This window comes from Methylophaga sulfidovorans, assembly GCF_900114205.1.
GTDB lineage: Bacteria > Pseudomonadota > Gammaproteobacteria > Nitrosococcales > Methylophagaceae > Methylophaga > Methylophaga sulfidovorans.
The window spans coordinates 171803-197825 of record NZ_FOSH01000004.1 but is presented as its reverse complement, the minus strand read 5'-3'; the positions used below and the strand labels follow the sequence as shown (position 1 = coordinate 197825).

Annotated in this window: 25 protein-coding genes and 1 pseudogene; 10 read left to right on the top strand and 16 right to left on the bottom strand. The window is 43.7% G+C overall.

Going from position 1 to position 26023, the window contains the following annotated elements:
- Window positions 1-27: 27 nt before the first annotated feature.
- The 3 genes from BM232_RS04810 (at window position 28) to BM232_RS04800 (ending at window position 3599) form a co-directional block, all read left to right on the top strand.
- Window positions 28-1668: an acetolactate synthase large subunit gene (locus BM232_RS04810; protein WP_091712041.1), complete on the top strand. Its 1641-nt coding sequence runs from the start codon at window positions 28-30 to the stop codon at window positions 1666-1668.
- 12 nt (window positions 1669-1680) lie between these two features.
- Window positions 1681-3132: an aldehyde dehydrogenase family protein gene (locus tag BM232_RS04805; RefSeq protein ID WP_091712040.1), complete on the top strand. Its 1452-nt coding sequence runs from the start codon at window positions 1681-1683 to the stop codon at window positions 3130-3132.
- Window positions 3133-3197: 65 nt separating this feature from the next.
- Window positions 3198-3599: a hypothetical protein gene (locus BM232_RS04800; protein ID WP_143092258.1), complete on the top strand. Its 402-nt coding sequence runs from the start codon at window positions 3198-3200 to the stop codon at window positions 3597-3599.
- Here BM232_RS04800 and BM232_RS04795 read toward each other — a convergent pair.
- Window positions 3586-4491 carry an alpha/beta hydrolase gene (locus BM232_RS04795; RefSeq protein ID WP_091712038.1) on the bottom strand — a complete coding sequence of 302 codons (906 nt, stop codon included), beginning with the start codon at window positions 4489-4491 and terminating at the stop codon, window positions 3586-3588. The genes BM232_RS04800 and BM232_RS04795 overlap by 14 nt on opposite strands.
- A gap of 99 nt (window positions 4492-4590) precedes the next feature.
- On the opposite strand from BM232_RS04795, the gene BM232_RS04790 reads away from it, so the two are divergent.
- Window positions 4591-5697 (top strand): WG repeat-containing protein, encoded by a 1107-nt coding sequence (locus BM232_RS04790; protein ID WP_177207250.1) that lies wholly within the window; start codon window positions 4591-4593, stop codon window positions 5695-5697.
- Here the strand turns inward: BM232_RS04790 and BM232_RS04785 are convergent.
- A complete protein-coding gene (locus tag BM232_RS04785) occupies window positions 5679-6599 on the bottom strand; it encodes a mechanosensitive ion channel family protein (protein ID WP_091712036.1) in 921 nt (306 codons plus the stop codon). The two genes, BM232_RS04790 and BM232_RS04785, sit on opposite strands and share 19 nt — an antisense overlap.
- Window positions 6600-6813: 214 nt before the next feature.
- On the opposite strand from BM232_RS04785, the gene BM232_RS04780 reads away from it, so the two are divergent.
- Window positions 6814-7566, top strand: coding sequence for a proteasome-type protease (locus tag BM232_RS04780; protein WP_091712035.1), 753 nt, complete (start codon window positions 6814-6816; stop codon window positions 7564-7566).
- Here BM232_RS04780 and BM232_RS04775 read toward each other — a convergent pair.
- The 6 genes and pseudogenes from BM232_RS04775 to BM232_RS04750 all read right to left on the bottom strand — a co-directional run bounded on the left by BM232_RS04775 (window position 7508) and on the right by BM232_RS04750 (window position 12800).
- A complete protein-coding gene (locus BM232_RS04775; protein WP_091712034.1) occupies window positions 7508-8557 on the bottom strand; it encodes a zinc-binding metallopeptidase family protein in 1050 nt (349 codons plus the stop codon). The genes BM232_RS04780 and BM232_RS04775 overlap by 59 nt on opposite strands.
- A complete protein-coding gene (locus BM232_RS04770; RefSeq protein WP_091712033.1) occupies window positions 8554-9495 on the bottom strand; it encodes an alpha-E domain-containing protein in 942 nt (313 codons plus the stop codon). Before BM232_RS04770 ends, BM232_RS04775 begins: the two co-directional genes overlap by 4 nt.
- Window positions 9495-10958, bottom strand: a pseudogene (locus BM232_RS04765) (circularly permuted type 2 ATP-grasp protein). Before BM232_RS04765 ends, BM232_RS04770 begins: the two are co-directional and overlap by 1 nt.
- A 94-nt stretch (window positions 10959-11052) precedes the next feature.
- Window positions 11053-11697, bottom strand: a complete 645-nt coding sequence (locus BM232_RS04760) for a hypothetical protein (protein WP_091712032.1) — start codon at window positions 11695-11697, stop codon at window positions 11053-11055.
- A gap of 100 nt (window positions 11698-11797) precedes the next feature.
- Window positions 11798-12292 (bottom strand): thiol peroxidase, encoded by a 495-nt coding sequence (tpx, locus tag BM232_RS04755; RefSeq protein ID WP_091712031.1) that lies wholly within the window; start codon window positions 12290-12292, stop codon window positions 11798-11800.
- Window positions 12293-12350: 58 nt separating this feature from the next.
- Window positions 12351-12800, bottom strand: a complete 450-nt coding sequence (locus BM232_RS04750) for a hypothetical protein (RefSeq protein ID WP_177207249.1) — start codon at window positions 12798-12800, stop codon at window positions 12351-12353.
- Between the two features lie 196 nt (window positions 12801-12996).
- Between BM232_RS04750 and BM232_RS04745 the strand changes: the two genes are divergently transcribed.
- Genes BM232_RS04745 through BM232_RS04730 form a run of 4 tightly spaced genes read left to right on the top strand, consistent with a single transcriptional unit; the run spans window position 12997 to window position 17002 of the window.
- On the top strand, window positions 12997-13962 hold the full coding sequence (locus BM232_RS04745) for a mitochondrial fission ELM1 family protein (RefSeq protein WP_091712029.1): 966 nt from the start codon (window positions 12997-12999) through the stop codon (window positions 13960-13962).
- A gap of 6 nt (window positions 13963-13968) precedes the next feature.
- Window positions 13969-15090, top strand: a complete 1122-nt coding sequence (locus BM232_RS04740) for a glycosyltransferase family 4 protein (RefSeq protein ID WP_091712028.1) — start codon at window positions 13969-13971, stop codon at window positions 15088-15090.
- Window positions 15087-16097: a glycosyltransferase gene (locus BM232_RS04735; RefSeq protein WP_091712027.1), complete on the top strand. Its 1011-nt coding sequence runs from the start codon at window positions 15087-15089 to the stop codon at window positions 16095-16097. The genes BM232_RS04740 and BM232_RS04735 overlap by 4 nt, the downstream gene beginning before the upstream one ends.
- A 5-nt stretch (window positions 16098-16102) precedes the next feature.
- Window positions 16103-17002, top strand: coding sequence for a glycosyltransferase family 9 protein (locus BM232_RS04730; RefSeq protein WP_091712026.1), 900 nt, complete (start codon window positions 16103-16105; stop codon window positions 17000-17002).
- On the opposite strand, the gene BM232_RS04725 is transcribed toward BM232_RS04730, so the two are convergent.
- From BM232_RS04725 to BM232_RS04710, 4 genes are all read right to left on the bottom strand, one after another.
- A complete protein-coding gene (locus tag BM232_RS04725; protein WP_091712025.1) occupies window positions 16944-18206 on the bottom strand; it encodes an O-antigen ligase family protein in 1263 nt (420 codons plus the stop codon). The two genes, BM232_RS04730 and BM232_RS04725, sit on opposite strands and share 59 nt — an antisense overlap.
- 105 nt (window positions 18207-18311) lie before the next feature.
- Window positions 18312-19655, bottom strand: a complete 1344-nt coding sequence (locus BM232_RS04720; RefSeq protein ID WP_091712024.1) for a TolC family outer membrane protein — start codon at window positions 19653-19655, stop codon at window positions 18312-18314.
- A 20-nt stretch (window positions 19656-19675) separates the two neighbouring features.
- Entirely contained in the window at window positions 19676-20218 is a 543-nt protein-coding gene (locus BM232_RS04715; protein WP_091712023.1) for an OmpA family protein, read from the bottom strand.
- Window positions 20219-20354: 136 nt separating this feature from the next.
- Window positions 20355-20897 carry a glutathione peroxidase gene (locus tag BM232_RS04710; protein ID WP_091712022.1) on the bottom strand — a complete coding sequence of 181 codons (543 nt, stop codon included), beginning with the start codon at window positions 20895-20897 and terminating at the stop codon, window positions 20355-20357.
- A 171-nt stretch (window positions 20898-21068) separates the two neighbouring features.
- Here BM232_RS04710 and BM232_RS04705 point away from each other — a divergent pair, with 171 nt between their 5' ends.
- Window positions 21069-21461, top strand: coding sequence for a hypothetical protein (locus tag BM232_RS04705; protein ID WP_091712021.1), 393 nt, complete (start codon window positions 21069-21071; stop codon window positions 21459-21461).
- Here the strand turns inward: BM232_RS04705 and BM232_RS04700 are convergent.
- Genes BM232_RS04700 through BM232_RS04685 form a run of 4 tightly spaced genes read right to left on the bottom strand, consistent with a single transcriptional unit; the run spans window position 21441 to window position 25803 of the window.
- Window positions 21441-22046 carry a nucleotidyltransferase family protein gene (locus BM232_RS04700; protein WP_091712020.1) on the bottom strand — a complete coding sequence of 202 codons (606 nt, stop codon included), beginning with the start codon at window positions 22044-22046 and terminating at the stop codon, window positions 21441-21443. The genes BM232_RS04705 and BM232_RS04700 overlap by 21 nt on opposite strands.
- 4 nt (window positions 22047-22050) lie before the next feature.
- A complete protein-coding gene (locus tag BM232_RS04695) occupies window positions 22051-23079 on the bottom strand; it encodes an XdhC family protein (RefSeq protein WP_245752814.1) in 1029 nt (342 codons plus the stop codon).
- On the bottom strand, window positions 23045-25345 hold the full coding sequence (locus BM232_RS04690; RefSeq protein ID WP_091712018.1) for a xanthine dehydrogenase family protein molybdopterin-binding subunit: 2301 nt from the start codon (window positions 25343-25345) through the stop codon (window positions 23045-23047). The genes BM232_RS04695 and BM232_RS04690 overlap by 35 nt, the downstream gene beginning before the upstream one ends.
- On the bottom strand, window positions 25345-25803 hold the full coding sequence (locus BM232_RS04685) for a (2Fe-2S)-binding protein (protein WP_091712017.1): 459 nt from the start codon (window positions 25801-25803) through the stop codon (window positions 25345-25347). The genes BM232_RS04690 and BM232_RS04685 overlap by 1 nt, the downstream gene beginning before the upstream one ends.
- Window positions 25804-26023 lie beyond the last annotated feature (220 nt).

The following is a 26023-nucleotide window of genomic DNA, read 5'->3' as shown; positions in this document are numbered from 1 at the left end:
CCTGAAACCAACGGATAAGGACGCATCATGAAAACATCAGACCTACTCGTCAAAGCACTGGAAAACGAAGGGGTCGAATATATCTTCGGCATCCCCGGCGAAGAAAATCTGGATTTTCTTGATTCTTTAAAACATTCCTCTATCAGGCTCATTATTACTCGCCATGAACAAGGCGCAGGCTTTATGGCTGCCAACTATGGTCGCCTCACCGGCAAGCCCGGGGTCTGTCTATCAACACTCGGCCCTGGTGCGACGAATCTAGTTACCCCTGCTGCCTATGCGCAACTTGGTGGTATGCCAATGCTGATCATTACTGGGCAAAAACCCATTAAAGAAAGTAAACAAGCGTTGTTTCAGATTGTTGATGTGGTCAGCATGCTGCGTCCCATCACCAAGTTCACCAAACAAGTTGTGCATGGCAGTACTATCGCCGCCATTGTGCGAGAGGCCTTCCGGATTGCAGTGGAAGAGAGACCTGGTGCGGTGCATATTGAGCTTCCGGAAGATATTGCTGCTGAAGAAGCTCATCAACGCATCTATACAGTGGAGACTATCCGTCGCCCTGATGCCGATAACCGCACGATTCAACACGCCCTGAAAATGATTGAAGAGGCATCAATGCCTCTATTACTGATTGGTGCCGGTGCTAACCGTAAACGGGCTAGTGCTGCTTTAACAAAATTCGTCGAACATACCGGTATCCCCTTTTTCAACACGCAGTTGGGTAAAGGGGTAATTGATGAGCGACATGACAGTTATCTGGGTACAGCAGCCTTGTCTGAATCAGATTTCCTGCATTGTGCTATTGAGCGAGCGGATCTCATCATTAACGTCGGACACGATGAAGTAGAAAAACCGCCATTTTTTATGAAAGATGGTGGTGCACAGGTTATTCATATTAATTTTCACGCCGCAGAAATTGATCCTGTCTATTTCCCTCAACTCGATGTAGTTGGCGATATCGCGACATCTATTAACCGTCTTCGCACCGGATTAACTATTCAGCCGCACTGGGATTTTTCTTACTATTACAAAGTAAAACAAGAGGTGAATGAGCGGCTGTCAAAATATAGCGATGATGAACGCTTCCCTATTCTGCCGCAAAGTGCCGTGCGCATTATTCGTGAAGCCATGGGTGAAGAAGACATTCTCGCTCTGGATAATGGTGTCTATAAAATCTGGTTTGCACGTAATTATCCAAGTTATTACTACAACTCCTTGCTGCTGGACAACGCACTCGCCACCATGGGGGCTGGACTATCCACAGCCATGATGGCAAAAATGTTAAATCCGGACCAAAAAGTGATGGCTGTCTGTGGCGATGGCGGCTTTATGATGAACTCACAAGAAATGGAAACCGCCGTCAGACTCGACCTTGATTTGGTGGTGTTGATATTCAACGACAACGCCTATGGCATGATCAGATGGAAACAAGAAGGCATGGGCTTTGAAGATTATGGCCTCAACTTTAATAATCCCGATTTTGTGAAATACGCAGATAGTTATGGCGCTTTTGGTCATAGACCAGCCAGTCATGCGGAGTTCATCAAAATACTCGATTACGCCCTCAATGCCAAAGGCGTTCACCTGATTGATTTGGCTGTTGATTACTCACTGAATTACTCGATCCTCAGTGAAGGCCTGAAACAAAAAATCTGTATTTTATAAGGAGCTTATATAATGACCACGCCCCATTTTCCGTTGAAGATCGCTGGTTTATCAAAAACGGATGCTTCCCGGGCGGAAGTCTTCTCGCCCTTCAATGAACAATTACTCGGCACTGTCGATCAGGCAAATAAAGAGGATATCGATAAAGCCTTAACTACAGCGCATTCGCTATTTAAGGATCGCTCACGGTGGCTTACTGTTGTTCAGCGTATCGGCATTCTGGAAAAAGCTGTTGAGATGATGAAAGCAGATGCAGAAAGTCTCGCTATCGGTGCTGCTAAAGAAGGCGGCAAACCTCTTATTGATTCACAAGTCGAAATGGCTCGCTGCATTGATAGTATTCGTGCCTGTATCGATGGTTTGCGTAATGATGCCCCTCATACTATTCCTATGGGCATTAATCCGGCATCGCAACATCGTTTAACCACCATGCGCAAGGAACCGATTGGCGTGGTTGTTGCCATCAGTGCCTTTAACCACCCGCTTAATCTTATAGCCCATCAGGTCGGGCCAGCGATTGCAACGGGTTGTCCGGTCATTGTAAAACCTGCTGAAAAAACACCTTTATCCTGTTTCCGTCTGGTTGAGATATTCCATAAAGCTGGCTTACCGGAAGGCTGGTGTCAGGCTTTACTAACAGAAAGTCACGAAGATACCGAGTCTCTGGTCACCGATGACCGTGTGGCATTTTTAAGCTTTATCGGCAGCGCTAAAGTGGGCTGGTATTTACGCTCAAAACTTGCCCCAGGTACCCGCTGTGCTCTGGAACATGGTGGTGTTGCCCCGGTTATTGTTACCGAGGATGCTGATATCGATGCTGCAATCCCAAGCCTTAGCAAAGGCGGTTTTTATCATGCAGGCCAGGTGTGCGTATCAGTACAACGAATTTACGCACATAGCTCTATCGCCAGACAACTGGCAGAAAAATTGGCGACAACTGCTAAACAACTCAAGGTAGGTGATCCGGTATCAGCCGATACCGAAGTGGGACCCATCATCAAAAAGTCTGAACTAACTCGGATTGATAATTGGGTTAATGAAGCGATTGATGCAGGTGCGGAATGTCTGTGCGGCGGTAAAGCACTGGATGATAACTGTTATGCTCCGACCGTGTTATTTAACCCACCTGCTGATGCCAAAGTTAGTACCTCAGAAGTATTTGGCCCTGTGGTGAATGTATATCCATTTGATGATGTCGATGACGCTCTGGCAGCAGCCAACAGTTTGCCATTTGCATTCCAGGCCTCGGTATATAGCCGAGAGTTAAATGCGGCAATGTATGTGGCTGACAAACTCGATGCATCTGCAGTAATGATTAATGAACACACGGCATTTCGTGTCGATTGGATGCCTTTTGCCGGTTTAAAACATTCCGGTTTAGGTACAGGCGGTATTCCTTACACAATGGAAGATATGCAGGTTGAGAAAATGATTGTGATGACATCAAAAGGTATTTCCGCCTGAATATGATGAATTTACAGTACAAGGCACTCTTGTTAACAGTGCCTTTTTTCTTAACATCGCAGCTAATGTTTGTATCAAAAGCCCATGCTGACACTGATGTTAGAGCGGTAACAAAACCCAGTATGAATCGTTTTACACCACTCAATTCTGACAAATCCTCATCATTGTCCCTATCACCCTCGGGCTGCGTCAGAACAACCGAAACCTTGACCTTATCTGGCGCTACTCAAACCCCAGCCAAAAAATGGCTACTCAAGTCTGGTGACCATTGGCTACCGGTAGAAACAACTGCCATTAACAATAATAAACAGCTCTTAATCAAGCTGCCGGAAACACAGCTATCCGCTGGTCAGTCTTACCCTTTATTTTTGCTGGAAGGCAACAATCAAACTGACTCAGGGCTGAGCATCACTATCTGTCCTGATTTTAGTCAATTACCTTTATTACCTGCCCCTAAAACTGATTAATAAAATCCACAATAGTTTTTCTGAGTTCATCATCACCTCTCAATGGTTTAGCTAAATGAGAAACCATGGCAACGTGATCTAAAGACTCAAATTCAACAAGTTGAACCGGACCATTGTTCCGTCCAATCTCTGCAGCCAGATGAATACTATTTCTTGGTAAAACGGTGTGGTCCTTATTGCCAACCATCAATAACATTGGTGGGTTTCGCCCATCCACAAAATTAATAGGCTGACTTTGCCAGCGTTCTGACTCAGGGCCAAAAATATGCTTTAAGCGCTGACTTTTTAGTGGCAAGAAATCATAAGGTCCGGCCAAACCTACCATGCCTTGAATATCTGTTGGCTTATATCCGTATTTAACCAAGTAGGAAGCATTTAGACTCAGTAACGCAGCAATATGTGCACCTGCTGAATGCCCGGCAATAAACACCTGCTTTTTGTCACCGCCGTAGTCATTGATGTGTTTAAACACCCAATCTATCGAGCGAGCAGCATCATCAACAAATTCAGGAAAAACTACTTCAGGATATAAACGATAATCAGGAATAATGACAATATAACCAGCAGCCGTCAGGGCTTCTGCAACAAACTTATAATCGTCCTTACTGCCTGAGTCCCAACTACCACCATAAAAGAAAACAATTGTCTTTAGTGGCTGTGTGCCCAGCGTTGTCCCCGGCAGGTAAATATCCAGCTTTTGTCTGTTCTTCTCACCATAGACCTGATCCGCTATTTTTTGATAACCGTCTTCTGGTACCAATGCATTTAATACCGTCACCGGCGAACAAGCATTGCATAACGACACCATTAGTGCTGTCACTGTACGCTGAAAAACCTGCCAATAACGCCCTCGACTCAATGTGCATACCTCATTTCTGACAGCCCTATACATCTAAAATAAATCATTGATTTATATTGTTATTAGGTTCACGTGAAATTCACGTTAAGCGGCAGAGACTCGACTTAACAATCAACGTCAAAGGTGATGATGATGAAACGTTTTATGATTAAAACCATCCTGCTTGTCTCTCTGACGCCCTTCTCTGTTGCTGATGCAAATAAAGTAATCATCGATTATGACTTTGATGCCGCGAGTCCTTTCTATCAAGACACGGCTATCGTTGTACAGAATAAACAAGGCATCCCATATGTTGGCCTTATCAATACGTTAGGGAAATTTGTTCTGCCCCTACAGAAGCACACTGAAATAAAAGCATTTAATGAAGGACTTGCGCCGATCCGTATTAATCAACGCTGGGGATTTATCGATACCAAAGGCCAGATTGTCATTCCAGCCACATATAAAAAGCTGACACCATTTAATGAGGGCCTTGCTGCAGCATTAGAAGACGACAAATGGGGATTTATTAATACAGATGGTGACTGGGTCATCTCTCCCCGATTTGATAAAGCAGACATCTTTCAGGAAGACAGAGCCGCCGTAAAACAATATGGCTCGTGGGGCTTTATTGATAAACAAGGTAGATGGATTATTCAGGCGCAATTTCGTGACACAAAACGCTTTAGTGACGGCTTGGCAGCAATAAAAACGAATGATGGCTGGGGCTATATAGATACTGCTGGTCATACTATTATCCAGCCCCAATACGAAGCGGTTCACTCATTTAGCCAGCAGATTGCCTTAGTCAGTGATAATCAAAGCTGGTGGTTTATCTCGGAAAATGGTGAGGTATTAAATGATAAAAAATATGAACACGCCCAACCGTTTAGTGAAGGTAAAGCTGTTGTGATGCTTAACAGTAAATACGGTTATATCGATATACAAGGAAAAGAACTGATTAGTCCGGTTTATGACGATGCTTGGTCATACAAAGACGGTCTGGCAAGGGTAGAGAAAGCCGGAAAAGTCGGCTACTTAGATGAAACAGGCAAAGTGATTATCAAACCTCAATATAAATGGGGCCAGTCTTTTCATGAAGGTATGGCGGCAGTGACACTGGATTACTGGGATTATGGTTATATTAACCAATATGGTGAGCTGGTCATTCAACCCCAGTATGATGATGCCAAACCATTTAATAATGGTCTGGCACCAGTCAAACGTGAGGGGAAATGGGGTTATGTCTCTTTTGATTGATTCGCTGCTGCCTCCATCAGTTTCACATCAAACGGTTTGCTGGCTTCGCCAAAGTAAATCGTGCTGTGTGGGAATGGAATTTCAATATTTTTCTCATCAAAGCTGAGTTTGATGCGTCTTAAAAATTCCCGGCCAACCGTCCACTGTTGAATAGGCAGCGTTTTAATTCTGCCTTTAATAATCACCGCGGAATTATCGAGTTTATCCACACCAAAAATTTCAGGTGGTTCGATAATCAATTTTTTCATATCTTCGTCAGCCATCAGTCCGTCAGCCACTTCCTGAATGGCTTGTATTACCTCATCAGTATTTTCTTTATAGGCCACACCGATATCAAACACATAAGCTGACCATTCAGTCGTCATATTGCTTAGTGTGGTTATGGTGCCGTTTGGAAAAAAGTGCACAATACCTGCTAGATCACGTAATACGGTAGTACGGAAATTGATAGCCTCAACTAAACCGCCGGTGCCGTTAATCACGGCTACATCCCCCACTCGGATCTGATTTTCCAGAATAATAAAAAAGCCTGAAATCACATCCCGCACCAGATTTTGCGCGCCAAACCCAATCGCCAAGCCAACAATACCAGCACTGGCGATAAGAGGCCCAACTTCCACACCAATTTCTCTTAATATAATCAGAAAGAAAGTAATCCATATCGCCAACAGGCCTGCTTGTTTTAATAGCCTGACAATGGTTTCGATACGTTTTCTGGATTCCAGTGAAGACTCACCACGCGCAGCCGCCTTACCAACCAGCCTTACTTCAAAGCGCTGTAATGCCGATTTCAACAACCGCGTCGCCACCCAGGCAGTAATAAATATAATCACCATCCGCAAACTGGCAGTGATAATGGCGGACCAGCTGATCTGTTCAATAAGAGTCTTTATCGATTCCATCATTAACTCCGTTAAAGGGGATGAATTCAGACGTAATATCCGAGATAATATTTCACTTCTGCATACTATTTAACAACGTTGTTAATGCAGCCACTCATATAATAACGACTCAGTACCCCACTAAGGGTTCCATGCTGTGTTGTGGGCAATAAAACAAGATTGCTCAATCTCTTATTTTTGACTATCTTTAATCGCAGCCATTACTGGAACGACTATGACCTACTGTATTGCCATATCATTAGATAAAGGACTGGTGCTTACCTCTGACTCAAGAACCAATGCGGGTATAGATCAGGTCAGCACATACAGCAAAATGTTTCGTTTCAATACAAAGGCTGATCGCTGTATCGCTATCCTCAGCGCAGGTAATCTGGCAACTACACAATGTGTGATAGAACAGCTCAACCGGGATCTGCGTGAAAGTAATGAAACCAGTCTCAATACTACCCATTATTTATCCGATACCGCTGATTATGTCGGTGATGTTTTAAGTCAACGTATCAAGCGTTATACCGAAGACCAGCAGTCCGGCTTTTCACCGGATGCCACTTTATTGATGGCGGGACAGATAAAAGGGCAACCGCCTCAGGCTTTTTTGATTTACCCACAAGGAAATCACATCACCACCAGCGTGGATACACCCTATTTGCAGATTGGTGAAAGTAAATACGGCAAACCGGTTCTGGATCGCTTTCTAACAATGCAAACTTCATTAACTGATGCAGCCACTTGCGCGTTAATTTCCATGGACTCCACCATGAAAAGTAATGTCAGCGTGGGTCCGCCTATTGAAGTATTGGTCTACGAAACCGATAAGCTTATGTTTAAGCATCATTATCGCTTCGATGCTGAAGATCCCTTCCTGATTAACTTGCGACGGGAATGGGGAAATAAACTGAACCAAGCATTTAAAGAAATGCCACGGATTCCCGAGTCTTTTTCAACGGACTCAACAACTGGTGAATAAAGTGTAATTTTTTTCTCACTAATGCAGAAACCACAAAAGGATAGGCATCTGTATTGCCGACACTTCTGTTTAAGGCATTCATTTTCACCACCAGTGCAGACCAGTCTGTCATTAACACATCAAAGTCGCTGGCATAATCAAAATGGTCAATCAGACCATAAACTACCGCCGTTTCCATGGTTTCACTCATCATCAGATAGTGTGACCATGTTTCTGCCCAGTCCTCCATAGGGTGGGCGCTTGCATACGCTGACAGATAATACTCCGACCAGTCTGCTGCAGGGCCTTCACTGTAATAAGTATTTAAACTGCTTTGATAATCTTGTTCAGTAAAGCCAAAGACATCGCAGAAAGCCGTGTAATGCTCACTGTCTTTAATCAATGTATCCCAATAGTAATGCCCAATCTCATGACGAAAATGACCCAGTAAGGTTCGATAAGATTCATTCATTGCTTCGCGGGTGGCTTCTCTGAAACTACCATCCGCCTCAGCCGCATTGAGCGTAATCACACCCTGACTATGACCACTCAAAACATGTTCAAGAGCTAAGTCCGGATTAGTTCGCTGATCTTCAAGAAAATCAAATACTAAGCCGTTCTCATAGCCTTGATAATACGCTTTAATTGGCAGATTTAATCTAAGCAAGCCATAGATCATGCGTCGTTTAGCTGCTTCTAAAGTACGCCATCGCCGCCAATTATCCGGCTGGGTTAGCATCGGTATCGTTCTGGTTAAGGCACAGGAAATACATTGTGTATTGAGTGAATCCGCTGGAATTAACCAGTTACAGGCCAGCTCATGATCACGATGATGGCAACTCCGATAACGTTGTAATGGAAAGAGATCGGTCATCAGCCAGGCATTATCATCTTCCCGCAGGCTGGAGAGTTGTTGTAACTCAGGGATAAAACCTAGTTGGCTGCCACAGACACCGCAATGTGTGTTTTCAAAAAAGATTTCTTGCCCACACTGGCAAAAGAAACGTCTCATGAGGCTGAATAATCCGGATAAAACCAATTGCTGGTAATACTGGTATTCAAGCGATTTAGCGAAATCTGTAGCTCATCCATCATTAGTCGTATGGTTTCCGGTGGATTTTTCTCTGCGCTGTAGGCTTTTAGTCGTGCCAAGATCTCGCCCTGCAGTTCTAACACCCGTTTATCACCAGGCAAATACTCCAGATAATTGCCTATGGATTTGACGGAAAAACTTAATGAGCGAGGGAAGGCATTATCCTGAATTAAGAACGCGAGTACCTTTTCACCCTTCAATGACGAATTATGCGCCTGAATATACATCTGCTGGGCATTTAACACCCTAAGCAAGGTTGCCCATAAAATACCTTCATGCTGTCTTAATGCATCACTACGATTATCGGACATTAATAAAGTAGCCAGTTCAAGTATTCGGCTGGTCATATCAGCCCGTTCCAGGTGTTTACCAGCTTGTAGAAAATCATAGGCGTAATTACGGCTCATATGATTGGCAATCATACCCCAGATACACTGACAAGACTCCATGACAGTGAGTAATAACTTCTGCCTTCTGCGCCGATTGCCAATGGATGACAATTCACTTTTCACTAATAGGTGCAGCTCGTTGACTTGCTCCCAGACTTCCTCAGGTAACACATCAAGTGATGTTCGAGCATTTTCTCTAACCGCAGATAAATTATTGATAAGTGAGCCACCATAACTGGGATCAGACAATAGAAAATGCATGATGTCATATTCATTTTCACGGGGGTGTTTGGTGTAATAAATCTGCTCTGCATCAAAAATGGTGACTAAGGTAAACCAGTTCACCTCCATATGTTCCGGTAAGTCCATCAACAATGCCGTATGCACATTAATTAAACGTGCCGTATTTTCTACACGTTCCAAATAACGCGCTAACCAGTACACCCTTTCAGCAACACGGGATAACATTAGTCTTCCTCCATGATCTGACGACTTTCATCGACAATCCAGGTATCTTTACTTCCCCCACCCTGTGATGAGTTAACCACCAAAGATCCTTCCACCATAGCGACACGCGTCAATCCACCCGGGGTAACATAAATATCATCTCCAGAAAGAATGAAAGGCCTCAAATCAACATGACGTGGTGCAATGGTTTCATCACAACAAGTAGGAGAGACCGATAAACTCAGAGTAGGCTGAGCAATATAATTCTTTGGATCGTTGGTCAGTAAGTCGCGAAACTCCTCCACTTTCTCCGCGGAAGAATGAGGTCCCACCAGCATGCCGTAACCACCCGACTCATTAGCTGGCTTAACCACTAACTCAGGAAGATGTTGTAGCACGTGATCCAGATCCTCATCATTACGGCATAACCAGGTAGGCACATTACTTAAGATAGGCTCTTCATTGAGGTAGTAGCGGATCATATCGGGCACATAGGCATAAATCACTTTATCGTCCGCAACACCGCAACCTGGCGCATTGGCAATCGCCACCTTACCAGCTCGCCATGAACGCATGATGCCCGGCACACCCAGCATCGAATCAGGACGAAATACTTCAGGATCAATAAAATCATCGTCGATACGGCGATAAATCACATCAACTCGTTCAAGACCATGAATTGTTTTCATATAGACATAGTCGTCATCACCAACCAGCAGATCGGCTCCTTCCAGTAAAATCAAACCCGCCTGCTGAGCCAGAAACGCATGCTCAAAATAGGCCGAGTTGTAGATACCTGGCGTTAACAAAGCCATGGTTGGGTTAGATAAATCCGGGCGTAATGAGGCGAGCATTTCTGCTAAGTGCTCCGGATAAGCATCAACAGGACTGATGTTTAATAATTTAAATAACTCAGGAAAAACGCGTTTAGTGGTTTTTCTGTTTTCGAGCATATAAGCCACGCCCGATGGCACACGTAAATTATCTTCAAGCACATACAATGTACCTTCATGATCACGTACCAGATCAGAACCACAGATATTCGCCCAGACGCCATGAGCAGGTGTCATACCATGACATTCTTTACGATAACCTTTTGACTGATAGACAACATCGGCGGGCATGATGCCGTCATTGATAATGTGGCCTTCGTTATAAATGTCCTGAATGAACTGATTTAAGGCACGAATACGCTGTTTTAGCCCCTTTTCGGTGCGTTCCCATTCACCTTTGGGGATGGCCCGGGGAATAATATCAAACGGCCATGCCCGATCGATATTGCCCGCATCGCTGTATATGGTGAAGGTAATGCCGCGTTCCAGCATTTCCACTTCTGACTCTTTGACGCGCTGCGTAAAGGCTTCTTTTTCCATGCAACGCAAGTATTCAAGTAACTTAAAACTGAATGCTCTGGGCTAATGTTTTGCAAACATGAGTTCATCAAAAAATGACCCCGGATCATAGTCTTTCCAAATGTCCTTCATCAGTCCCCCCATCAGGTTTTAGCGAAAAGAACGTTGTTACTAGCAATATGAGCAAGAGTTATACCTGACTTAAAAGCTAGGTTAATTTTTACCTTCATTTAATCAAAGCTGCTTCAGCCATACTATTAATGAGTTCAGCCGCATTTTCTTCATGTGTACCGCGAAAGGCTGAAACCAGAACTTTCGCTTCATTAAATGCTTGGTCAATTTCATGTCTGAACAGCTGTTTATAGCGTTCAACCCCGATCAGGTAAACTCCGCCAGACAGAGATATTCCCTGCAAAATCTGATATTTACTGTCACTCGCATGTGAAGCTATCAGTTGAGCAACAATCTGACTATAAAGAGGAATCCCCATGACAAAACTTAATAGCTTATTCACTTCTTGCGGATTTCTGTTTTTCCAGTACTGCGCATAAATGGAGATTCGTCTTAACCGCAGCCAGTCAATATCAGATACCGTGGCAACAGGACCCGATGGCTGTGCCCCATGAAATATCAATTCAATATCACTACAAAACTGATAAAAATCGGGCAATGAGGCTTTACCTAATTGTTCTGCAATAATGGCAATATCCACTTCCAGCGCTTGCATCGCGCTTGGTACGATGTGGTCATACACCACTTTACTATGCCGCTGGCCACTTTTGTCGGACCAGAACTGGATCGCTTTTGCCAAAGGGTGAAATTCAGCAAGCACAGACACTGATGAAAATAAGTGTGTATCGGGACTCATCATCTATACACCTCCAGCAAAAGAAGCTCAGGTCATGTTTTCAAGCAAAAAAAAGCCCCGTTCAACGTGTTGTTGAACAGGGCTTTGACTACACAGAAAAGCCTTAGCTAAGTGCAGATAACGCTTTTTCATAGTCTGGTTCATCAGCAATTTCACTTACTTGCTCTGTGTAAATGACTTTACCGTTTTCATCAATGACCACCACTGCGCGTGAGCATAATCCCGCTAACGGTCCGTCTTTCATTAATAAGCCGTAATCTTCAGCAAATGAAGAACGGAAAGCTGAACCTGTCACCACATTATCAATGCCTTCAGCCCCACAAAAACGGGCCATTGCAAATGGTAAGTCTTTTGAAACACAAACAACGGTAGTGTTATCCAGTGCCGCTGCTTTTGTATTAAATTGTCTGACTGACATCGCACAAGTAGGCGTGTCCACAGAAGGGAAAATATTTAACACTACACGCCCCGAAAGATCCGCTAGTGTTAATTCAGACAAATCATCTTTTGTCAGGCTAAATTCAGGTGCCTTATTTCCCACAGCCGGCAGCTCACCGACCGTCTCAAAAGGTGTACCTTTTAATGTCACCGTAGTCATAAAATCTCCTTTAATTTTAGTTATATGAACAATATAAACTGGCTTCAAACAATGATTGTCAAACGGGATGTTGTTGTTTTTCGTAAGACCGTTGTCTGCTTTGTTTAAGCTCACCCAGTATTTGATAGACTTGGCGGGCATCAGATAAATTCCGCTTGGCAATAGCAACCCGCTTATCTTCAATCATCGCGATCATGGCGATCACACCCACAATACTGATCAGCGTACCAGCAATTCCCCCTGACACCCAAGCAACATAGATCGCTAATAGAATCAGAATGAAAATCTGGATAACCATCCACTGAGACGCCAGCTTTTCTTTTTGGCAGGTCACATACTTCTCATGCCATAAACTCACTAACAGATTCAGCTCTTCATCACTCAACACGGTCAGATTGTTGTAATACTCCAGTCCGATTAATTCGTCATTGTAGTTTCGGGAGCTCAATTGCGCATCTTCAGCCATTTCCTTTAACGCACTATATGTATCTTCATCACGCTCAATCATATTCACTCCTTTTGATGCCGCTGTCTCACTATGGCTCAGCTCGCCAGACACTTCCAGAGACACTATTCCCTGTTAATTTGTGCGAAGTATTTCTCAGTTTCATAAAACTTTAATACTCCGGCCCTATAGTCCTCAGCAAATCGCCTTTTTAGACAGAGGCAACTTTGCTTTTTATTTAATCTTAGGTGCTGTCACCATGAATACTAATAACGCTGAACCCATTATTATCTGGCGACTCACTGATGGAAAACCCGGCCATCAAAGCCAGTCTTTGGGCTTGGTCAATGCCTTGAAGCGCAAAATGCCCTGTGAAAGTTTTGATATTCCGGTAAGTGGTCGACTACAACCCGTGTTTGACTTACTGAGTACGACCTGGCCGGCAGGTCATGGACTGCCACTACCTGATCTTATTGTCGGAGCAGGTCATCGCACGCATCTTCACATGCTGGCAGCAAAAAAAGTATATGGCGGGCAAACGATTGTCTTGATGCAACCCAGCTTGCCTGTGTCATTTTTTGATCTTAGCTTAATACCAGAACATGACTATTATCAAGGTAGTGGTAATGTACTGGAAACCCGTGGTGTGCTTAACCCTATTCATGCTGCTGGTGAGCATCAAAAAAACGAAGGTTTGATAATGATTGGTGGCCCATCCAAACATTGTGACTGGAACGAAAGCCACCTCATCTCACAGCTGACTCAGCTTTGTAAACAAAACCCTCGTATTCACTATACGCTGACCACCTCTCCCCGTACACCAGCAAATTTTGCCACTCATCTGCTCGGCTTCAAACTGGATAATCTGACGATTGTGCCATTTGAAGAAACAGACCGTAATTGGGTAGCACGTCAATTAGCTGTCTGTTACAGCGCCTGGATCAGCGAGGACTCGGTCTCTATGGTTTATGAGGCACTAACAGCGAAAGCAGCGGTTGGTATTCTTAATATGCCGATTAAACGTGATAACCGTGTATCACGAGGATTGAGTAAGCTCGTTGGTGACGGTTACGCCGTTCGTTTTGATAGCCTCGGTCATTATAAAAGTCGCTTACAACCCGTGCCAGGCTTTATGGAATCAGAACGCTGTGCAGACTGGATCATGAAACACTGGTTGGATGTGGTTGTACAGCCTCAAACCCAACCGATTCCACAACTCAGTTAATCCTTAATGACAGAACATTTAACGGTTGTTCAGGTTTTACCTGCCCTTGAGTCGGGTGGTGTTGAGCGAGGTACATTGGAAGTCGGACACTATCTGGCAAGCCAGGGCCATCGCTCGCTTGTCATTTCTGCAGGTGGGCGTTTAGTCGATACTCTGACCAGGCAAGGTAGTGAACATATCAACTGGAATATTGGCAGAAAATCACTGGCCACATTCCGCCTTATTCCCCGACTTCGCCGTTTTCTTGTGAAAAATCATGTGGATATTTTGCATGTGCGTTCACGTATGCCAGCATGGGTATGTTACTTAGCCTGGAAATCCTTACCCAAACAATCACGGCCAAAATTCATCACCACGGTTCATGGTACCTATTCGGTAAATGGCTACAGCAGAATCATGACCAAGGGCGAACATGTGTTCGTTGTGTCAGAAAAAATTCGTGATTATGTCACCACCCATTACGGGGTCAAAGATAATCTCACCATCAATTACAGAGGCATAGACAGACGTGATTTTCCTTATGGCTTTGAACCTGATAGTGAATGGTTAAAACATTGGTATCAAAGCTTTCCACAAACTCAGGGAAAACTACTCATCACGCTGCCTGGACGTATTACACGCTGGAAAGGTCAGGCGGACTTTATAGAGATTATCGCTGAACTCAAAAAATATTATTCCGATGTACACGGGCTTATCGTCGGCGAAACTAAAAAAGGAAAGTCGGGCTTTTTAGCTGAGCTACAGCAGCGTGCTGCTGAACTTGGTGTCATCAACGATATCAGCTTCGTTGGTCACCGCAGCGACCTGAAGGAAATTATGTCTATTTCAAGTTTAGTGATGTCATTATCGCTCCAGCCTGAAGCGTTTGGCCGCGTGACCATTGAAGCGTTAAGTCTGGGCGTGCCTGTTATTGCTTATGCGCATGGCGGTGTGGAAGAACAACTTTCGACCGTATTACCAGAAGGCAAAGTGAACACTGGTGATAAAGCCGCTGTTGTTAGCTTAGCGACAAAATGGTTACTTGCCCCTCCTACCGTGCCGGAATCGCATCCCTTCATTTTGCAATCCATGTTAGACACGACCTTATCTGTCTATAAACGTGTTTTACAGCAAAGCACTGCATCGTGAATATCTGTCAGATCCTGTTAAGTACCGGTGAGGGTGGGCTGGAAAAACATGTTCGCGAAATGTCCATTAGCCTGAATAAAGCGGGTCACACAGTCAGTGTGATTGCTGACCCGCAATTTTTAAATACCTTACCTGAGCAAATACAACGCTTTCCGGTAAATGCATGTCTAAGTCGAAATAACCCCTTGCTTTGGTTAAGTGTGCTGTATTTCATACATCGCTCCAAAGCAGATATTGTCCATGCTCAGGCCAATAAAGCGACTGCAGTGCTAAATAAATGTCGCCATTTTCACTCAGCAAAAACGGTAGGGACATTACATAACATCAAAAGCAGAGTGAAAGATTATGCCAAGCTGGATCAGGCTATTGCCGTTAGTAATACGCTACGCTCTCAACTGAACATCGCCAACGCGGTTGCGGTTTACAATGGCATTGCAACGCCAACGGTAAAAGCGATTAACCTTTATGAAGACTTTGGCTTAAACCCTGACTTACCGACATTCTGTGCCGTTGGCCGTCTGGTTGAAACAAAAGGCTTTGATTTATTACTTAAGGCTATAGATGGTCTGCATTTAAACTTACTAATCATTGGTGAAGGTAAGGAAAGACCACACTTACAGAAACAAATCCAGGCACTATCCCGTAATACACACTGCCGTCTAACAGGCTATCGACCTGATGTCAGTTCACTGATGCAAGCCTGTGATGGCGTATTAATCAGCTCCAGACGAGAAGGTTTCTCTTACGTCTGTAGTGAAGCTTTACTGTTAAAAATACCCATATTATCGACTGATGTGCCTGTCGCGAATGAAGTGTTGGATAACACTTTAATTGTTCCCATTGCCGACACTAACGCCTTTCGTCAGCGCTTAGAAAGCCTGCTTGCCAACCCAGCGCGTTGGCAAAACCTGATGCAGGACGCCATTGCCCTTGCTCATACATCAATGACAATGGAAGCCATGACAGAAAAAACTGTCTCTGTTTATCAAACCTTAATCGAGAATTAGCTGCGATGCCTGCTTCCAAGCTATTGCTTATCAAGCATGGTGCTTTTGGTGATCTTATCCAGGCCGATGGTATATTCAGAGATATTCGCCAACATTTCAGTCACGCTGAGATTGTTTTATTAACAATGTCTCGTTACGAGTCCCTGATGCAGCGTTCTCCCTATATTGATCGCATCATCATTGATGACAGACAGCCTCTTATTCATTTAAAACAACAATTGAAGCTTCGTCAGCAACTGATTCAGGAACAATTTGATCTTGTGGTTGATCTACAAAACTCTGACCGAAGCGCTTTATATCAGCGCCTTTTTTTACCTAAGTTGAAATGGATTAGTCGACGCTCAAAGGTATCTCCGGAATCAGGATTAAAAGGCTTAGTGCAACTACTCTCTGAAGCAGATATACCAGCTCATCATGCTCTATCACCAAATGTCGTCTGGATGGTCGAAAACACACCTGAAATACTCAGAAAACATCCCATTAATAAACCATATATTGCACTTATTCCCGGCAGCTCAGCTCAGCATAAAGAAAAGCGCTGGCCGCACTATCCAGCCTTATCAAAAGCGCTTATCAGGCTAGGTTATGACGTAGTAAATATATTAGGACCCGATGAATTAGATATGGCCGCAAACCTCGCAGGCTATAGTCCTATGAGCAAAGACGACTTATTCAATTGGTTTGAACTGGCGAGTATTTTAAATAAGGCTAGCTTTGTTATTGGTAATGATACAGGCCCCAGTCATATCGCTTCATGTCTTGACCGCCCAGGTCTGGCTTTGTTCGGCCCAACTACCTCTGTCAGCCGCTCTGAAATTGTGCGAGGTCAATTTCAGGCTCTGCAAGTCAACGACTTGCGGCAGTTAAGTGTTGATCAGGTTCTGAAGCATCTGCCGCGGATATAGCTAACACCCAGGCAATACCTAACCATACCAGTGCTGCGACCCAATTACTCAAAACACTGATACCACCAGTGAGTGGCCAAAAACTCACCGTTAATACTGAAAAACTCAGAGCGGCTTGTATCCAGTTGCGTTGAACCAATAATGGACCTAATACCTTTTTGTATAACAAATACAGCATAAATAAAAATAATAATAAGCCGACCACACCTGTCTCAGCGCCAAGCTGCAAGTACAAATTATGTGGGTGAGTACACATCAGGCCGCTACTTATCAATAACTGTTGCTGCTCACATACTGTTTGATACGTGTGTAAACCACTACCCAGCCACCAGTTGTCCTGCCAAACCTGCCATGCAGCATTAAACACACTGCCATAATCTGATTGAGCAAATGTTGAAAGCTTTGAGCCAATACTCACAATACTTCTCTCAAACATCTCAGGTGATAAAAATAAAGTAGTTACCAATGTGATAGCCAGTAAAGCCAGCATCAGCATTAATTTTTGTTTGTATTGTTTGTATGCCAGTAACATCGCGATAAAAACAACGGCGCAGCCTGCACTAAACAAGATGAGCGCCATTCTTTCACCAGTCAGAAACGTAAAAACAAAACCAGTTCCCATCACCACGATCATAAACGTTAATTGACGTATTACAGATTGTTTAAAAACAGGGATAAGCAATGCAGCAAATAAGGCAATAAACCATAGTCTGAGAAGCATCGTACCAGGAATAGGACTTCGGAATGGGCCTGTTAAGCGAGTCTCAGAAAAGCGCTCTATGCCAAACCAGTCAACATCAAAAATATATTGCCAGAAAGTGTCGGCAATAATAAAAAACATGGTGAGCAATAAGCCGATAAGAAAGTATTGTCTGTTTTCAGCGTTATTAAAAACCCAGTATGACAAAGCCATTGCAAATAAAGGCCACCTTATAAAAGTAAGCACATACTTCAGACTTTCAGATGGCTCACTGCTTAGGGGTAAATTAACAAAAACAAGATAGGCATTAAACAGTAAGAAAGCTAAAAACCAGGGTTGTTTTATCCAATCCCAGTGACGGTTTTTATAACTGAAAACGAGAAAAGTAATGGCCACCAGCACAACGGTAATATCGGCAATGGCCCGAGAAAACAGTAATAATGCAGGCAATAAATACAGGAAGAGATGTACAGGAAGAGGGAAATTTAAGGGCCGGCTGAGCATGCCTATACTCGCGAAAAACTGTCATCATATTCGACATATATGACAGTTTAATGGCGATGTTAGAAACGCCAAGGCATCCTTGACTATCCCAGGCGTTTAGCTAGCTTATTTTTGTGACTCAGTCGTTTGCGGTTGAGCAACAACAATGGCGGCATCTGGTGCTTGCACAGATAGACTTTCCATCAGCTTACCCATGGTTTCAGACAGCCAGTAACAGGCATAAATATGATCGTAATAAGCGTTGGTGTAATCATTTCTAGCTGTCAATAATTCGTTTTCTGTATCCAGCAAATCCAATAGTGTTCTTCTACCGACATTAAACTGTTCAAAATACGCATCCCGCGTTTTTTCTGCTGCTATCTTACGTTGTTCAAGGATGGGTAAACGACGCGACAGTGTTTCTACATTAATCCACGCCATGCGCACATCACGATCAACGTTACGTTTAGTAATCTCCGCATTCTGTTTCGCCTGCTCACTTAAATACTTTGTCTCTTCGATGCGCGCTTTGTCAGCTCCACCGTTAAGTAGATTGTAATCCATACGAATCATGGCTTGAGCTTCTTTCTCATGACCACGTGTTCCATCAAGATTATTATCTGCTCGGGTACTCAGCTCCGCATTCACGTGTGGATGAAACGGTGCTTTTGCACCTTCTTCCTGAGCCAGTGAAGCCTCATGTTGAGCCATTGCAGACCATAATGACGGATGCTGGCGATAAGCAATTTGTAATGCATCCTCAACATCGGAAGGCGCAGTATCACAGCATGACTTACCAGGATCTATTAAAGATTCAGGAGCATGACCGACTAAACGCTCATAACGTGTTTTTGCATCCTGCAGATTACCTTCGGTAGAACGCAAATTGGCTTCAGCCAGAGCAACACGTCCTGTGGTCTGATCTAGATCAGAGCGATTACCTACTCCTGCTTCTGTTCTGAGTTTGATTTTGTCGAAGATTTTTTCGTGCTGTTCCAGGTTTTCTTGTGTTTCTTCCAGCAGCTGTTGACGTTTAAGAACATCGAGATAACTCTGCACTGTGTTAAGGCCGATCGTTTCTGCCTTATCTGTGACATCATAACCGGCCGCCTCAGCTTGAGCCTGACTTTGCTCTACAGCACTTTTAGTGGCAAAACCATCATAGAGCATTTGAGTTGCTCTTATTTCAGCTTCAACACGATGTAGTGATGCGTGATCAGGTCTTGTTGCCGGATTCTTTGTACGCTCATAACCAGTACCCAACGTTAAATCTACCCGCGGATAATAACCTGCTTTAGCTTGATCAACGGTCTTATCAACACTGTAACGGCGATTCGCTTCTGCCAACACTTCAGGGTTTTGTTTCAGAGTTGCATCGACGGCTTCCTGCAACGTTTCCGCAGCAATATTTGTGCTCGCTATCGCTGCAAGACATGCAGCAAAAATAGTAGAAAATCGTGATAAAACCATTTTTCTAATTACTCCAGAAATTAACGAACATCAATTTCAACCCGACGGTTGCCCACTTCTTCAGTCTCATCAGGAGTAGGAACTTTCAAAAGTGTTTCGCCTTTACCTGCGGTAGAAATATGTGTTGCATCTACCCCGGCGTTTATCAAATCCTGTGTAACTTTTTCAGCACGACGCTCGGATAATTTATCATTATATTGTGGGGAAGCCAGTGTATCAGTATAGCCAACGACTTCAATATGACGATCTCTTCTTTCTAAAATCGCTTTATAGACCTTAATGGATTCACGTAATGAATCGGGGGTGAAAGTCGTTTTATCCAAGTCAAAATAGAGTGTTGCGTGATATGGCGGGGGAGTGCGAATAACTTTTGGAGTGGTAGTAACAACCATCTCTTCATGACAAAAGGGAGAACCAGCATCTGAAACAGTAAGCGGTGCTTCTAATGACTCACGTAAATCTGAGCGGGGTGTATCTGGACCAATAGCATTATGAATGGTGCTACATGCAGACAGTACTAAACTGAATAAACTGGTCATAACCAGCCGAGAACCAATAGACATCCTTAACTCCAGCCATCCCTAACGTGATAACAATATTAGCTAATGATAACAACAAAGTATGATTATCACTAATGTAATGATGTTGTTACTCATATATTCAATCAATATCGGCAACCCTGACAAATATATAGGCTATTCAGTCATCGTCGAGTACTGACTCAATGGCTTCTACTAGTCTGGCATCATCAGGCTCAACAGCACTTGAAAAGTGCTCTAACACATGGCCATCAGTATCAATAATATATTTGTTAAAATTCCAGTCTGGTGCCTGACTTTGTTTGTTTATCTCCCTGAAGATCGGGTTAGCACGCGAACCTGTGACATAGCTGGGCGCAACCATGGTGAAGCTCACACCAAAGTTTTCTTTACAAATTCTGGCAGCTTCTGCTTCTGTTTTTGCTTCTTGATCAAAATCGTTACTGGCAAAACCAATAACAACCAAGCCTTTACCCTTGTATTGCTCATGTAACTTTTCCAAGCTACCAAACTGGCGTGTAAAGCCACAATGACTGGCTGTATTTACCACCAATAAGGCTTTGTCTTTAGCCAACTCACACAAATTTACCGTGTTATTTGAATGCAGTTTCGGTAAGTCATAATCAAAATACTGTGGACAGTCTTTGGCCTGCACAATAGATGAAAATGCCATTAATATTCCCAGCCATAAATAATGTTTCATAGTCTCTCTCCTGTTTATTTAGCCTATTTTCTATATTCATTATCAAAAAAATGTGATGACCATAAAATGACTAGTCTTTTGATAATTTTGGAAAATTAGGACGTTGTTATCAATTAATGAAGCTGCTAAATTAATGTTAGGTATTTCACAATTTTACACAAAGGACGTGTTTTGGAAGCCAGATCATTATCAGAGTGTGGAGTCATCTCAGACTGGGGTATCGTTGAAGTTGAGGAAACCAAAGACAGGCATATTATTGGTTTCTCCAGCCACTATAACTTCTATGTTATTACCCAAAAAATAATCGACTATCACTATGATGTGGAAACACGACAAGGTTCCGCTATTACCGACTCAGGTATCCTCTACGCCTTAACCGGTAAACCCGTTTACTACAGTCCTAATAAACAAATACAACTTCAGGAGTTTATGGAAAAAAATAACTGCAAGTTAAAGCCTGTAAGAGTCGAGCGATTTAATCTCTTTTATTTGAATGCTGTCACCCAAAAGTTATTATCGATCAACACTAAGTCTATGAGGTTATTATCTCGCTTTCTGCAGTAGTGAAATATCTGTTTGAGTATCGACATCAATTAATACCGAAGGCGTATCAACATTAACTGCTTGTATCTGTATTTCATGGACTTTTAATATCGTTTTAGCGCCTACATCCCCAGTTAATTGCATTAAATCATCCCGATATTGACTGGAAAACGCGACTGGATGTCCTCGTTTGCCATCATAAAACGGCGCTGATAAAGCTGCTCCTTGTTGTAACTGACTGACTAACTTTTCCAATATATCCGGCTTCAGCATAGGCATATCAGCCAAGCCAATTAACCATCCCTTTGAGGCTTGAGTAGCGTGGATCCCAGCGGCTAGTGAATGTCCCATTCCTAACTCTGCCTTATCTGCTTTGACGATGTTAAGCCTGTCTGTAACGGCTCGACACGTTTCTCTTAACTGTTGGTTATTTACTGGCGTGATGAGATGAATTTGTTCAAATACTTCTAACCATGGCGATAAGGTATGTAATATCAGCGGCTGTCTAATCCCATTGTATGCAACTTCCGAGAGCAGCTTGTCCGAACCAAAGCGTGATGACTTACCGGCAGCAAGAATAATTGCAGCGATCCCTGCCGTTTCCACTGTATTACACCGTCACTTTATTAACGGACGATGAAAGTTGCGGTGTTTGTGTTCTCTCTCGACGAATTGCAATCAATTCAGCAGAAATTGCTACAGCGATCTCGGCAGGCGTTTTACTGCCTATCTGTAAACCAACTGGTCCATGTAAACGATCGATTTCTTGCTGGGTGAGATCAAATAATTTCAGTCTTTCCCGACGTTTATCATTATTGGTTTTGGCACCTAAGGCCCCGACATAAAAAGCCGCTGATTTTAGGGCTTCCAACAATGCCATATCGTCTAATTTAGGATCATGCGTTAATGCGACCACCGCTGTATTTAGATCAGGCTGTAAGGACACTACCGCATCATCAGGCATCATGGTAAGCAAAGTGCTCTGTTCATGTTGCCAGGTTTCCTGCATTTCTGGTCTGGGATCACAGACAAACACCTGGTAATCCAATGCCGTAGCAATATTTGCCAGATAGAATGACGTTTCTGCTGCACCAATAATTAACAGGCGTAACCTTGGCCCATACACAAAAGAAAGTAAGTCTTCCTGCTCGCTGACAACAGACTCATTACTGACAGCATTGGTACATGTGACCTGTAACGAAGTTAACGAAACCTGTCTCTTTATTAACTTCTGAGACTCAATAGCGGTGACGACTTCTTCCAGCCACGCCTTATCAAGCACAGGCTCTACCAACAATCTTAGCTGACCACCACAGGGAAGTTTATAACGCAGCTGTTCTTCCTGATTAGCACCATAGATCTTCAGCTCAGCAGATGAAGCAGAGAGCTGATCCAGTTTCACTAAAGACACCAGATCATCTTCTATACAACCACCAGATACAGACCCAACTAAAAGACCATCGCCCCGAAGAGCACACATTGAACCCGGTTGGCGGGGGCTGGAACCATAGGTTCCAACCACCGTAATTAACCAGACCTTATGCCCTTCTTGCTGCCAGCTCAGTAGCTGCCTGAGCACATTGAGATCATGCCCGGTCATCAGACTATGACTCGAGCTGATAACGTATCGGTAACTCACGGATACGTTTACCAGTGGCATTAAAAATCGCATTACATATTGCTGGTGCGACCGGAGGCATACCCGGTTCACCAACACCACCTAATGGCTGATTAAAGTCTTTTGCCGGCACCAGATGAACATGGATCTCTTTTGGCGCCGCATCCATACGAGTCACCTGGTATCCATCAAAATTATCCTGAACGGTGACACCATCTTTAAAGGTGATTTCACTTGTCAGGGCTAAACTTGCCCCCATGATACATGCCCCCTCAATTTGAGAGCGGATACGTTCGGGGTTCACTTGTGGGCCACAATCTACAGCGACATCGATTCTCGGTATGCTGACCTCACCATCATCATTAACAACGACTTCCACTACCGTCGCAACATACGTCACGAAACTATAATGAACAGCTAAACCCTGTCCTGAGCCTTTGGGTAAGGTTTTACCCCAGTCCGCTTTATCGGTGACCATATTAATTACCCCCTTCATACGTGTCGTATTGAGAGGATAAAGCTCTGGCGATTCACCGTAGTTCCAGTCATCTTTTAATGATGCCGGATCGATTTCACGATCAGGACCAATCAGTGCTAGCAAAAAGTCTTTGTGATCTTTTTTCGTTTTATGCGCCATCTCAGCAATGAATGACTGAATCGCAAATGCATGAGGAATATTGGATACTGAACGGTACCAGCCAATTCGGGTATGAGCTGCAGCTTCAGGGTTTTCAATTTGAATATTCTTCACATCAAATGGAATATTCACAACACCCATACCTAATTCCATCGGCATTTCATTTTTAGCATCTTTAGCAAAAGTAGACGCTATTGTCGGTGCAACGGTCCGATGTAACCAAGCCGTTGTATTTCCACTTTCATCAAAACCGGCTTCTAAATGTTCGGCAGAAACTGTGTGGAAATAAGAATGTTGAATATCATCTTCACGCGTCCAGACCGTTTTAACAGCTTGTCCACCGAGTGCTTTAGAAATTAAGGCTGCTTCAACAAGGTAATCAGGTTTAGATTTACGGCCAAAACCGCCACCAAGCAATGTCACATTTACCTTAACTTGCTCAGGTTTTACTTCTAACCATTTTGCCACTGTATCCACACCAGCTTGAGGGTTTTGTGTCGCCGTCCAGATCTCACACACATTGTCCACAATTCGTGCTGTAGCAGCAGGCGGTTCCATCGGGGCCTGAGCCAGGTGAGGAATATAATAATCTGCAGTAATGGTTGAACTCGCATTAGCCAGCTCATTATAGGTTTCACCTTTACTGCGGATGACTTTACCACCTTTCTGTTTAGACGAGGCCTGCAATGTCTCACGGAACTTGGCTGAATCATATTGACGATTAGGACCGGCATTCCATTCAATAGATAATTTTTTTCTACCTTGAATGGCTGCCCAGGTGTTTGAAGCGACAACCACAACCCCGCCGAGAGGATTAAATACTGCTGGAGGTGGGCTGCTAGGTAAGGTTAAAACTTTAATCACTCCCGGCACTTTTAAGGTTTCAGTATCGTCGTACGACTTCAGTGTATCGCCGTAGGCAGGTGGATGAGCTACAACAGCATAGACCATGTCATCAAGACGAACATCCATACCATAAGTTGTTTGTCCGGTAGCAATATCAAAACCATCGACTAACTTATTATCTTTTTTGCCTATGTAATTAAATTCGTCTGCAGACTTATAAATCAGGTTCTGATTTTCAGGCACTGCCATTTCAGCCGCTTTTTGTGCCAGCTCACCAAAGCCAAGAGTCTTACCACTTTTAGCGTGAATGACCTGATGATTTTTTGCTTTGACTTCTGCAACCGGCACAGCCCACATTGCAGCGGCAGCGGCTTCCAGCATCATTCTGGCTGCAGCCCCTACATTACGCATTGGCATAAAGAAGTGACGCATACTGCGAGAACCATCCGTGTTTTGGTTGCCGTAACGTTTTTCATTACCTTCTGCTTGAACGATTTTGACTTGCTGCCAGTCAGCTTCCATTTCATCAGCCACAACCATTGGCAGGCTTGTTCTGACACCCTGCCCCATTTCGGAACGATGAGCCACAATGGTTACAGTGCCATCTTCAGCGATTGAAACAAAAACTAAAGGATCATCCACCCAGCCATTGGGCATACCATCACGGCCATATTTTTGCTTTTCATCAGCAGCTAGCAATTGAGCCGGCATACCTACCGCCAGAACCAGACCACTTAATGCGAAGCCTTTTAGAATACTGCGACGGCTAATATTTTCTATTTGTGGAAGATTATTATCAGTCATTATTTATCCCCCTGCTGTGCTGCTTGTTTAATGGCTGCCCGAATACGAGTGTAAGTACCACAACGACAAATATTGCCACTCATCGCGGTATCAATATCTTCATCTGTTGGATTGGGATTATCACGAAGTAGTGCTGTAGCAGCGACGATCTGTCCTGACTGACAATAGCCACACTGCGGTACATTTATTGATTGCCAAGCTTCTTGAACAGCCTGACCTACTTTGTCCTCAGAGATAGCCTCTATAGTAGTGATTTTCTTGTTTTCAGCTGCACTGATGGGTGTAACGCAAGAACGAATTGGCTGACCGTCCAGCATCACCGTACAAGCACCACAAAGCGCCTTACCACAGCCAAACTTTGTCCCCGTCATACCTAAAACATCTCTAAGTGTCCACAGAATGGGAGTATCTGCGGGGACATCAACCTGACGGCTTTCACCATTAATTGTGAGTTTCATTTGAATAATCCTAATTCTGATCCGAGTATGGTTAGTTATTTTATCAATACAGCCAGATATAGTTAGCTGGCTAATTATTATTTATTATACATGACTGTTACTGATAGTATTAGTTCATATCAATACAGTACTGTGACCAGCGTGACAGTATCGTCAAGAAAAGGGTTCTCTATTTTTTTATAGTTGTGGTAATTTTATGCCCTGATAAAAATCCAGGAGC